Source organism: Mesorhizobium sp. WSM4837, from assembly GCF_055811435.1.
This window is the reverse complement of sequence record NZ_JBVVQE010000120.1, coordinates 1-10,694: the sequence shown is the minus strand read 5'-3', so window position 1 is coordinate 10,694 and position 10,694 is coordinate 1. Positions and strand designations below refer to the sequence as shown.

Below are 10,694 nucleotides of genomic sequence, written 5' to 3'. Positions count from 1 at the left end.
CGGGCGTTGCGCCCAGCGAGCGGGGTGGGGGGGGGCGGCCGGGGCGGGGCCCCCCCTATTCTCCCTTCTCAAAGGGCCGGGGGGGGGGGCGGGGGGGGGCCTCTTTCATCGTTGGCGCAAGCTAGCGCATCATCATGCGCTGGGTGTCGCGGTTTTGCGCATATGTGGCCTTGTCATAGGGGGCCTGCGCCTCGAGCTGCTCCTTGGTGAAGTTCGTGTAGAGATAGCGATTGCCATCCTTGTCGGTCATGAATTTAAGGTTGTCCATGCCGATCGCCACTTCCTTCTCGCCAACGCCGAGGAAACCGCCAACGTCGATGATGACGGCGTCGACCTTCTTGTCGCCGGTCAGCACGACGTCACCAATCTCACCGACGTTGACATCGTTGGCGCCATAGACCGTGGTTCCAACCAAATCCTCGGAGCGGATTTCGTTGATCGGCATTTCGGTCAGCGCCGACTTGTCGATCGCCGCGGTCTTCGTCTGGTCGGGGGTTGCGTCAGGCGTTGCTGCAGCCGGAGCCTCGGCTGTCTTGTCCGCCGGTGCCGGAGCAGCCGGGTCAGGCGTTGCTGCAGCCGGAGCCTCGGCTGTCTTGTCCGCCGGTGCCGGAGCAGCCGGGTCTGGCGTCGTCGCCGGAGCCTCGGCTGTCTTGTCCATTGGAGCCGGAGCAGCGGGTTCAGGCGTTGCCGCCGGAGCTTCCGCAGTCTTCTCCGCCGGGGCTGGAGCCGCAGTGACAGCAGGGGTGGTGGTCACTGGCGCCGGCGTCGCCGCGTCAGTCGATGCGGTTGTCGCCGGGGCGGGATCATAGGGCTCGCGGTCGAACTCCGGCAGCGCCTCCAGGTCTTCCTTCGTGGTCTCGGCGACCAGCCAGCGGTCGCCGTCCCTCTCCGCCCACTTGGCCTTGTCGAACTGATAGGCGACATTCTTTTCGCCAACCTCAAGGAAGCCGCCGACGCCAATGATCAGCGACTCGGCCTTGCCATCCTTGGCCAGAACGATGTCGTTCACGTCGCCGATGTTTTGAGCGTCGTCGCCAGTGCCGTTATAGACGGTTTCGCCGATGATATTCGTGGCAAGGTTGCCGTCGGCACTCTTCACAGGTTCGGCCGGAGCTGCGGCGCTATCGGCTGGAGCCGCCGGAGCATTCTGCGCCGTTGTATCCGTCGAGGTCGATGGAGCGGGAGCCGTAGCCGTGGTGTCGGTGGCCGCAGGAGCCGAATCATAGGGCTTGCGATCGAAGTCCGGCTGAGCCGTCAACTCATCTTTTGTGGTTTCGGCAATCAGCCAGCGGTCGCCATTCCGTTCGGCCCATTGCAGCTTGTTGTAGTCGAAAGCGACATTCTTGGCACCGACGCCAAGAAAGCCGCCGACGCCGATGACGACGGATTTCGCCTGACCGTTTTCATCGAAGACGACATCACTGACCTCACCGATATTCTCGGCATCGTCGCCGGTGCCGTTATAGACGGATTCACCAATGATATTGGTCATCAGGCTGCCCTCGGCCCGCGCAACGGGAGCCGCCGGAGCGGTCTCCTGGACCGCCGGGTCCTGGGTGGGCGCCGGTGTGGTGGCTTCCTGCGCATACGCACCGGTCGCAATCAACGCTGCCAGTGCGGTGGTGGATAAAAGGGTGCGGATCATCGTAATCCTCCTCGTGCGTTATCTCTGGCCGCGAGCAGGGGAGATCGGTCGCGGCGTTACACATTCACAACGTCGTGACCGCGCCGTTGTTCCGACACCAGGGCGAGCGTTGTGAAAAAACCACCCGAATCGCGCTCAATTATGCGTTTGGCCGGGTGAGATTGGCTCCTGTATTTTCGTCAGAGCGGCGGAACTTTTTTTCAACCGCCCCGTTTCCGCCCATGGCTCGGTCTGTTACGGCCGATGATTATCCAATGGTAGCCAAGAAAAATCGGAGCGGGGGAATGCGATTTGCGGCGGTGCTGAACCAGGAGGGCGGCACCCTGCGAACGGTTGATCTCTCCGCCTTCACCGACCGAATGCGCCAGACATTGGAGGCAGCAGGCCACCGCATCGATATCGAAATCGTTGCCGGCAGGGACATTGTCGCAACGCTGGACCGCATCGCTTCCAGGCATAGTGTCGACATTGTGCTGGCCGGTGGCGGCGACGGCACCATTTCGGCCGCGGCGGCTCGGTTGATGGGCAGCAAGAAAGCGCTTGCCATTTTACCGGCTGGCACGATGAACCTGTTCGCGCGCGGGCTCGGCATTCCACAAACCCTTGACGCGGCCGTGAAATCCTTTGCCGACAGTGAGGTTATTGCAGTCGATATGGCAACCGCCAACGGCAAGCCATTCGTGCATCAATTCTCGATCGGCATGCATGCTAGGATGGTCCAGCTTCGCCAAGCCATGGAGTATGGCTCGCGGTTGGGAAAGATGCGGGCCTCGGCAAAGGCTGCCTGGGCGGCGATCAACAACCCTTCGGCGATGAAGGTGACGCTGACCATCGGCGAGGCCGAGATCGTGACGCGCACCACCGGCATCGGCATCACCAACAATCTGTTCGGTGAGGGTCATCTGCCCTATGCCGACAATCCCGCCGGCGGCGTGCTCGGCATCTATGTCACGGTGGCGCGGCGGCGTGGCGAACTGGTCAGGGTCCTCTTCGACATGGCGCGCGGCAAATGGCGCGACAGCGAGCATGTGGAGATCCACCAGGCTGACCGGGCTGTTTTGAAACTCCACTCGGCTGCGAAGAAATTTCGCGCCGTCATGGATGGCGAACTGGTCAGGCTTGACCGCGAAACGACGATGGAAATTCATCCTGGTGCGCTGAACGTTCTCGTCCCGGCGCGCGCCGTCCAAGCGAGGGCAGCGTGATGCATCCCGGCACAGTCGATCGGAAGGCTTCAGCCTCTGGGAATCTCGCCCTGCTCATTCCTGGGAAGCTCGCCCTGTTCGGTTGTCGGCGTCCGGTCTATCATGTTGCCGTAGATCTCGGCGATGCCCCAGGCGATAAACGCCAAAAGCAGCGCAGCGATCAAGATACGGAAGGTGTGCCACCCCCAGCGTCCCTGCCGGGCTTTGTCTTCAGGAACGATCTTGGGCATGATCGGCCTCCATTTCGGTTGGCGCTGGCATTTCGTTTGGCGCTGGCATGTCGGTTGGCGCTGGCGGCGCGGCTGGCAAAATGTGGTTGGGTAACGGTTCCTCAGGGCGAAGGTTCCGGTTTCAGGGCCCGGCAACTGGGCCCAGCGCGGATGGCTGCAAGCCGATGCATCTGGGGGACTTGTGGATAGCAGGGTAGTGACAAAGCCGAATCTGCCGGTCGATGTCCTTAGCGTGGTAACGGCGCAGGATCGGCTTGCCGTGCTCCATGATCTCGATGCAATCGACACGGCGGCCGATCCTGACTTCGACACTATCAGTGGGCTCGCCGCCGCGGTGATGCAAACACCTGTCGCGCTGGTGACGGTCGTCGATGTCGAGCGGCAGTGGTTCACGTCCTGTGTCGGCCTGGACGAGACCGAGGCCGCGACCGATACATCCTTCTGCGCCCACACCATTGCTGCCGGCGACCAGCCGATGGTGGTTACGGATGCGACCATGGATTCACGCTTCAACGCCAGCCCGCTGGTCACTGGCGAGCATCATTTCCGTTTCTATGCGGGTGCGGCGATTGTGGTGGCCGGTGCCCGGATCGGCACGCTCTGCGTGCTCGACCGGAGGCCGCGCGGGTCGCCGTCCGCCGCCCAGCTCGAACAATTGACGGCGCTCGCCAGCCTCGCTGCCAGCCTGTTCGCATTGAAGGACGCCACCCGCAACGCCGCCAGCGCCGCTGCGGCACTGGCGCGCGAGGAAAAGCGGCGCGGCATTGCGCTCGATGCCGCATCGCTCGCGAGCTGGGCATGGGATATCCATAGCGATATGATCGAATGCGATGCCCGATTGTCCGAGCTGTTCGACCTGCCGCGCTCGACCCGGCTGAGAGCACGCGATATCCTCGCCGCCATCGACCCGCGTGACGCCTACCAGACCGAGACGCGCTTTCGCGACGTGCTGAGCGGCGGCGACGATTATTTTGGCGAATACCGCGTCAAGGGCTTCAGCCCGCCGCGCTGGCTCGCTACGCGCGGCCGGGTCATCGAGCGTGACGGCGACGGCAAGCCGACGCTGATCTTCGGCGTCAACTACGACATCACCGAACGCAAGCTCGGCGATGAGCGGCAGCGGCTGTTGCTGCGCGAGCTGAACCATCGCGTCAAGAACACGCTGGCCACCGTCCAGGCGCTGGCGACGCAGACAGTTCGCCATGCCCGCCAGCCGAGGGATTTCCTCGACGCCTTCAGCGCCAGGCTTCAGGCGCTGGGCGCCGCCCACAGCCTGCTGTCCGACCGCGAGTGGCGCGGCATTGGCATCCGCGAACTCGTGCAGATCGAGGTCAAGCCGTTCGACACCGCCGATCAGCCGCGCATGACGATCTCAGGCGCCGATCTGCTGCTTTCGCCCGACCAGGCAGTCGGGCTTGGCCTGATCCTGCATGAACTGGCCAGCAACGCGCTGCAACACGGAGCGCTGTCGGCGGTGTCGGGCACGGTCGATCTCGACTGGAAGGCACAGGTTAGGAAAGGCGCCCGGCGCCTGGTCCTGACCTGGCGCGAAAGCGGCGGGCCTGAAGTTGCCTCGCCCGAACGCCACGGCTTTGGCTCGATCCTGATCCGCCGCAGCCTGGCCAAGGTCATCTCCAGTGAAGTGACCCACGAATTCCGGCCGGAAGGCGTGTTCGCCGAAATATCGATGCCGCTGGAGGATCTGCCGAAGTGACCGCTCGACTATGGACCCGAACCAAAGGTCCGCGTCAGGGAAAAGTGGAACCCGGTTTTTCGGATCATTGCCGAACAAGAAGAAACGCTTCGAGCTATTTCGCCTCGCCGGCATCCGGATCGTCGGCATCGGGCTTTGTGTTCTCGCGGTAGATGGCGTAGGCGGCGAGCGCAATCGCCGGGGCGAGTATGGTGCCGAGGCCGCCTTTCCCCTTGAGTAGCGCCGGCAGCGCGGCGAGCGCGGCCGTGATGCCGACCGCCTTCATATCGGCATTGCGCCTCCGCGCCCGGCGTCGGGCGCGCGCGCCGGCCGACAGCTGATGGATGAGCAGGAGGAGCCCTGCGATCACCAGGAAGCCGACCCCGAAACCAAGGCAGGCTGCCATCGGCCCATAGCGACCCGCCACCCAGACATAGGCCGCTCCGACGAGGAAACCGAGGCCGCACAGTGCTGCAAGTGCTGCGAGCGCATAGACGATCGCAGCCGTGCGCGCGCGGCGCACGGCGGCAACGGCTTCACCCGAGGCGAGGCCCGAGATCAACGATGCCAGCATTCGCATCTGGGCTGAGACTAGCGGCGCGCGAGAAGCGCAAACAGAAAGCCGACGCCTGCCGCGATTGCCAGCGACGTCACCGGCTTTTCGCGCACGCTCGCCACCACTTGCGCTTCGAGATCCTTGGCGTTGCTGCGCATATTTTCAAAGGCTGCTTCGCCTTGGGCGCGCAATTGCTCGACCCCTTCCGCAGCAACCCGACGGGCAGTCCCGTAACCATGTTGGCCGGTCTCGGCCAGCTGTTCGGTGAGTTTCTGAATGTCGACTTTCAGCTGCCTGATGTCGTCTTCAAGGTCCGAATTCGGCCGGCTTTCGTTCGGGGACTTTCCTGCGGCAGTCGCCATTGCTTGACTCCTTGCGTTTGCTCGGGTCGAAACGTTCGACCCACCCCAAGGTTCCGAAATCGGAACAACGGCCATGAAAGGGTTTTTGCGCAGCCGAGTCCAGCCCGGCACGTCTCCGGCAGCCGCTCAGATCAGCGGTCGGCGACCTTCGCTCAACCCTTCCCAGCGGGCGAGGTCCTTGAGCCTTTCGTTGTCGACCACCTCGCAGCCGCCGTCGCGCCAGAAGATAAGCTTGCGATCGATCAGCTTGCGGATCGTCTTGTTGGTGTGGACCAGCGACAGGCCGAGCGTATCGGCGAGGTGCTGCTGGGTGATCGGAATCTGCACGGGCGTCCTGCCGTTCAACCCGACCACCCTGGCGCGAGTGGAGATGAAGGCGATCAGATAGGCAGCACGCTCGAGCGCGGTGCGTCTGCCGATACTGAGCAGGTTCTCGTCGAGCATGCGCTCCTCTCGCGCGGCGATCCAGGTGATGTCGTAGGCGAGGCCCGGATGGCTGCGGTAGAGTTCGGGGAGGGCCTCCCGCTCGAAGAGGCAGAGCAGCATCGGCGACAGAGCTTCCACGGAGTGCTGCATTTCGCCCATCAGACTGCCTTGCAGACCGATGAGGTCGCCTGGCATGGAATAATTCAGAATCTGCCGGCGGCCATCCGACAGCAACTTGTAGCGGAAGGCCCAACCCGACAGCACTGTATACAGATGGGCACTGCGGCTTCCCTCAACCAGAACCGTGTCGCCCTTCTCGACGGCCAGTTCGCCCTTCTTGAAGCCATTGACGAAGACGAGTTCCTGCTTCTCGAACGCCCGGAACGCCGGCAACGGCCGCAGCGGGCAGTTCTCACATGTATACCGGCGGGCGGACAAGGAACGGCCGTTCTGGCCAGACATTTCAATCCTCTTTGAAGCCCTCTTCCGGAGGGCGATAGCAAACGTCCCTGCAGGCGTCGAGGTTCCGCCATCTGCGGCGGCATGTCTTTTTTAAATGACAGGATGCGAAATAACTTTAAATGACAGGAAGCCAAATAGGGATCATGACTCCTCTAGCCCTTGCGCTCCCTGTTCCCTGCGCCCCACGGAGACATCGCCACGTGCCCCCATTGCTGGACGGATTGCGGATTCTTGTTCTGGAGGATGAATTTTTGATCGCCATGGATGTCGAGCAGCTTTGCCGCGACTATGGCGCCGGCGATGTTGTCGTCGCCCGCGATCTGGCTGAGATCGATCGGCAGAGCATTGCCTCGCAATTCGACGCGGCCATCGTCGACCTCATGCTGGGCGGCACTTCGACACTCGATTTCGCTTCGCGGCTGCGCGAATCGGGCGTGCCTTTCGTCTTCGCCTCGGGCTATTCCGAGATGGACGAAATCAGGGTGGCGTTTCCGGATGTCAGGTTGGTCACCAAGCCCTATTCGGGAGACGATCTCGTGGAGGCGGTGGCGTCGGCGTGCGGGCGCGGACCTGTTGTTTGATGTCCGCAAACCGGAGCCCGATTACCGGGCCCGACATTAATTACAGGGTCCCACATTACCGGTGCTGCGTATTCAGGCGGCGTTCGACCCCGTCACCTGAGCCGAGATCGCATCCGGGCCAAACTCGTCGTCGCCGGAAATCTTCAGGATTTCCTGCAGCCGCGTGCGGGCGCGGCTGACGCGGCTCTTGATCGTTCCGACCGCACAGCCGCAAATTTCGGCGGCTTCCTCGTAGGAAAAGCCCGACGCGCCGATGAGGATGATGGCTTCGCGCTGGTCCTCTGGCAATTGCTCGAGCGCGCTCCGAAAGTCCTTGAGGTCGAGCTGGCCGTGCTGGGCCGGATGGACGGCCAGTCTGGCGGTCATGATGCCGTCGCTATCCTGCACCTCGCGGCCGCGCTTGCGCATCTGCGAATAGAATTCGTTGCGCAGGATGGTGAACAGCCATGCCTTGAGATTGGTGCCCGGCTCGAAGCTCTCATGCTTGTCCCACGCCTTCACCAGCGTTTCCTGGACCAGATCGTCGGCCTTGTCGGCGTTTTGCGTCAACGACACGGCAAAGGCCCGCAGGCTCGGAATCGAGGCGAGCAGATCCGTCTTGAAGCTCTGGGAGACGGCCGCCATGCCTCAGTCCTTTTTCCGTGCAGGTTGGGCCTGTTCCAACTGGCTGAGCAATTGGGCGAAACGATCCGGCACGCTGTCGGAGACCAGCTCGTCGTAATATTGTTTGAGTTTGCGGCCGATTTCCGAGTTTGGCCCGAGCGGGTCGCCGGAAGCAGCCCGGCGCCTGTTCGTTGCAGCGCCAGCCGTGTTGTCTTTCCTCATGTCGTCATTTCGCCCTTTGTTCCCAGTACCCTGCCGCCCTTCAATACGCGACGCAAAGCAGCCGGCCCCCTCGTCTGGTTGCCCGTCCCGATCTCAAACGCCTTCCGCTTACATTAGTTCCAACCCCTCGGAACTTTTTCGGAAAGCCGGCGTTTATGCTTTCAGGGTTTATTCTCGGGGCTTGTCATTAGCTTGGCCTGCAATCTATGCAATTACGTCAGAGGGAGACGTCTATCATGAGCCTATCCGCAACCATCGCTCCACACCTGCCGTTCCTGCGCCGCTTTTCGCGGGCCGTCTCCGGATCGCAGGAGAGTGGTGACGCGCTGGTCGCCGCGATGCTCGAGGCCATCATCGCCGACGTCGACATCTTTCCAAACGCGTCGAATGACCGCATCGCGCTCTACAAGGTCTTCGCCAGGCTATTCACCTCGGTCGCCATCCGCGTTCCGCAGGAACACCCGCAGTCGGCGTGGGAACAGCGCGCCGCCGCCAATCTGAACGCGATCTCACCCCGCCCCCGCCAGGCCTTCCTGCTGGTCGCCGTCGAAGGTTTCAGCGAAGACGAGGCGGCGGAGATCCTCGACGTCGACGATCAGGAGTTCTCCGAGCTTCTTGCCGAGGCCAGCAACGAGATTTCCCGCCAGGTGGCAACCGATGTGCTGATCATCGAGGACGAGCCGCTGATCGCCATGGACATCGAGCAAATGGTCGAGAGCCTGGGGCATCGCGTTGTCGGAACGGCGCGTACCCATGCCGAGGCGGTGGCGATGTTCGCCAAGACGCGGCCGAAGATGGTGCTGGCCGACATCCAGCTTGCCGACGGCAGCTCGGGCATCGAAGCGGTCAACGAGATCCTGTCGACCACCCCGGTGCCGGTGATCTTCATCACCGCTTTTCCCGAGCGCCTGCTGACCGGCGAGCGGCCGGAGCCGGCCTTCCTCGTCACCAAGCCGTTCAATCCGGAGATGGTCAAGGCCCTGATCAGCCAGGCGCTGTTCTTCGATCGGCACGCGAAAGCCGCTGCATAGGCCGGGCAGCCCGGCCCTGAGCGGCCCTTTCCACAGTTCCTCCGATCGCCCGTTTTCCACAGATGAGTAACGCTGGCCGCTTGCGGCCGGCACACGCTCTTGCAACTCACCTGCGCATGACGATCCAATTCGAGCGGGAAAGCTTTCCGGGGCTCGTCTTTTTCGGGAAATGCTGGAACAAACGGCAGCGAAAGACGTTTTTGGCATACTATTTGAAGGAGATGGACCATGCTTTACTGGGCCCTCGTATTTCTCGTCGTCGCGATCATTGCAGGCGCTCTTGGCTTCGGCGGCATTGCCGGCACCTCGGCTGGTATAGCGCAGATCTTGTTTTTCATCTTTCTCGCTTTCCTGATCATTTCGCTTATTGCGGGCTTGTTCAAACGCGCGTCGTGAACTGCGATCGAACACTGGGAGCCGCACCCCTCAAGCGGTTTCCAGCTACCGCCGGGCGGTGTCCTTAGCAGGACGTCGCTCGGCGGACTCTTTTTGGAACCCAATTTTCCGTCAGCCGTTCAGCCTGCATTGGGCGGGTGAAGTGACCGATGCAATCCAGAGCCGGAGACATGAAAGACAGCGGACGGAGTGATGAGATCATCGCTTTGCAGTCCGCTGAGAGTGGAATGCAGGTTGGCCGGGCCCTTCTCCATGCACTGCACAACGCCGGTATTTCGGTTCTCTATCAGGATCGCGAGATGAAAACCGTCTGGGCCCGCAACATGCGCCCGCCCTGGATTGCCGACACGGGGATTTCCGGCACGGGGGTTTCCGACACGGGGGGTTCCGACACGGGCGACGGCAACGGCATCCTGCCGCTTGCGCAGGCGGAGCGCATCGGCGCGGCCAAACGCAAGGTCGTCGCATCCGGCAATCCGGAACATCTTGAGTTCAGCATTCCGGCCGACGATGGCGTCCGCTGGTTCCAAATATGGGTGGACGCGGATCATGACGACGGCGGTGCCGTGCAGGGCGTCGTCACCAGCATGGTCGAAACGACCGAGCAGAAACGTCGCGAGCAAACCCTGAAGACGCTGCTGCGCGAGGTCAGCCACCGTTCGAAGAACCTTTTGGCGATCATCCAGAGCATCGCCACCCAGACCAGCCGTTATTCGGACACGCTCAGTGATTTCCTGACGCGCTTTCGCGGCCGGCTGCAGTCGCTTGCCTCATCCCAGGACCTGGTGACCTCGTCCAACTGGCGGGGAGCGGCACTGCGCGAACTGGTGTCCGGCCAGGTCGGCCGCTATGGCGCCGACCCTGTGCGCAGCCTGCGTTTTCGCGGTGCAAACCCATACCTCAATCCCAATGCGGCCCTGCATATCGGCTTGGCCATGCACGAGCTTGCCGTCAATTCTGTCAGCTACGGCGCTCTGTCGCGAGCCGACGGCTTCGTCGAGGTGACGGCCGATCTGACGGCCGCTGCCGCTGGCGAGACCGCGCTGTCGCTGACATGGGCCGAGGCCATCGGAGCCAATGACAATCAGCCCAGCGAGAAGCGCTTTGGCAGCGTCGCGCTCGAGCGCGTCGTGCCTGCGTCGTTGAACGGCACGGCGAAACTTGAAATCAGAGGGGATCGTCTCGAGTACCATCTCGTCGTTCCTCGCAGCAATTTCGAGACGGATTGAACGGGCAACAGCCGAGCCCAAGAGAACTGGCCGAGGGGGTTGGGGCCAAGAGG

The 10,694-nt window shown here is 62.6% G+C and carries 13 protein-coding genes; 6 read left to right on the top strand and 7 right to left on the bottom strand.

The window, feature by feature from the left end; genetic code table 11:
* Positions 1 to 121 precede the first annotated feature (121 nt).
* Entirely contained in the window at positions 122 to 1,645 is a 1,524-nt protein-coding gene (locus AC0L3D_RS34975) for a PRC-barrel domain-containing protein (protein WP_473647351.1), read from the bottom strand.
* A gap of 284 nt (positions 1,646 to 1,929) precedes the next feature.
* On the opposite strand from AC0L3D_RS34975, the gene AC0L3D_RS34970 reads away from it, so the two are divergent.
* A complete protein-coding gene (locus AC0L3D_RS34970; RefSeq protein WP_128168775.1) occupies positions 1,930 to 2,850 on the top strand; it encodes a diacylglycerol/lipid kinase family protein in 921 nt (306 codons plus the stop codon).
* A gap of 29 nt (positions 2,851 to 2,879) precedes the next feature.
* Here AC0L3D_RS34970 and AC0L3D_RS34965 read toward each other — a convergent pair whose 3' ends face one another.
* Positions 2,880 to 3,080: a hypothetical protein gene (locus AC0L3D_RS34965; RefSeq protein WP_023797117.1), complete on the bottom strand. Its 201-nt coding sequence runs from the start codon at positions 3,078 to 3,080 to the stop codon at positions 2,880 to 2,882.
* Positions 3,081 to 3,276: 196 nt separating this feature from the next.
* On the opposite strand from AC0L3D_RS34965, the gene AC0L3D_RS34960 reads away from it, so the two are divergent.
* A complete protein-coding gene (locus tag AC0L3D_RS34960) occupies positions 3,277 to 4,794 on the top strand; it encodes a sensor histidine kinase (RefSeq protein ID WP_287229610.1) in 1,518 nt (505 codons plus the stop codon).
* A gap of 94 nt (positions 4,795 to 4,888) precedes the next feature.
* Here AC0L3D_RS34960 and AC0L3D_RS34955 read toward each other — a convergent pair whose 3' ends face one another.
* The 3 genes from AC0L3D_RS34955 to AC0L3D_RS34945 form a co-directional block, all read right to left on the bottom strand.
* Entirely contained in the window at positions 4,889 to 5,353 is a 465-nt protein-coding gene (locus AC0L3D_RS34955; RefSeq protein WP_473628676.1) for a hypothetical protein, read from the bottom strand.
* Between the two features lie 11 nt (positions 5,354 to 5,364).
* On the bottom strand, positions 5,365 to 5,691 hold the full coding sequence (locus AC0L3D_RS34950; RefSeq protein ID WP_023797113.1) for an ElaB/YgaM/YqjD family protein: 327 nt from the start codon (positions 5,689 to 5,691) through the stop codon (positions 5,365 to 5,367).
* A 126-nt stretch (positions 5,692 to 5,817) separates the two neighbouring features.
* Complete coding sequence (locus AC0L3D_RS34945; RefSeq protein WP_473532552.1) at positions 5,818 to 6,579, bottom strand: Crp/Fnr family transcriptional regulator; 762 nt, start codon at positions 6,577 to 6,579, stop codon at positions 5,818 to 5,820.
* A 260-nt stretch (positions 6,580 to 6,839) separates the two neighbouring features.
* Between AC0L3D_RS34945 and AC0L3D_RS34940 the strand changes: the two genes are divergently transcribed.
* On the top strand, positions 6,840 to 7,160 hold the full coding sequence (locus AC0L3D_RS34940; RefSeq protein ID WP_473532555.1) for a response regulator: 321 nt from the start codon (positions 6,840 to 6,842) through the stop codon (positions 7,158 to 7,160).
* 72 nt (positions 7,161 to 7,232) lie between these two features.
* Here AC0L3D_RS34940 and AC0L3D_RS34935 read toward each other — a convergent pair whose 3' ends face one another.
* Positions 7,233 to 7,784 (bottom strand): RNA polymerase sigma factor, encoded by a 552-nt coding sequence (locus AC0L3D_RS34935; RefSeq protein ID WP_023797110.1) that lies wholly within the window; start codon positions 7,782 to 7,784, stop codon positions 7,233 to 7,235.
* A gap of 3 nt (positions 7,785 to 7,787) precedes the next feature.
* Positions 7,788 to 7,985, bottom strand: a complete 198-nt coding sequence (locus tag AC0L3D_RS34930) for a NepR family anti-sigma factor (protein WP_027153467.1) — start codon at positions 7,983 to 7,985, stop codon at positions 7,788 to 7,790.
* A 236-nt stretch (positions 7,986 to 8,221) separates the two neighbouring features.
* Here AC0L3D_RS34930 and AC0L3D_RS34925 point away from each other — a divergent pair, with 236 nt between their 5' ends.
* The 3 genes from AC0L3D_RS34925 to AC0L3D_RS34915 all read left to right on the top strand — a co-directional run bounded on the left by AC0L3D_RS34925 (position 8,222) and on the right by AC0L3D_RS34915 (position 10,641).
* On the top strand, positions 8,222 to 9,016 hold the full coding sequence (locus tag AC0L3D_RS34925) for a response regulator (RefSeq protein WP_023797108.1): 795 nt from the start codon (positions 8,222 to 8,224) through the stop codon (positions 9,014 to 9,016).
* 228 nt (positions 9,017 to 9,244) lie between these two features.
* Positions 9,245 to 9,412: a DUF1328 domain-containing protein gene (locus AC0L3D_RS34920; RefSeq protein ID WP_023797107.1), complete on the top strand. Its 168-nt coding sequence runs from the start codon at positions 9,245 to 9,247 to the stop codon at positions 9,410 to 9,412.
* A 149-nt stretch (positions 9,413 to 9,561) separates the two neighbouring features.
* Positions 9,562 to 10,641 carry a sensor histidine kinase gene (locus AC0L3D_RS34915; RefSeq protein WP_473647350.1) on the top strand — a complete coding sequence of 360 codons (1,080 nt, stop codon included), beginning with the start codon at positions 9,562 to 9,564 and terminating at the stop codon, positions 10,639 to 10,641.
* Positions 10,642 to 10,694 lie beyond the last annotated feature (53 nt).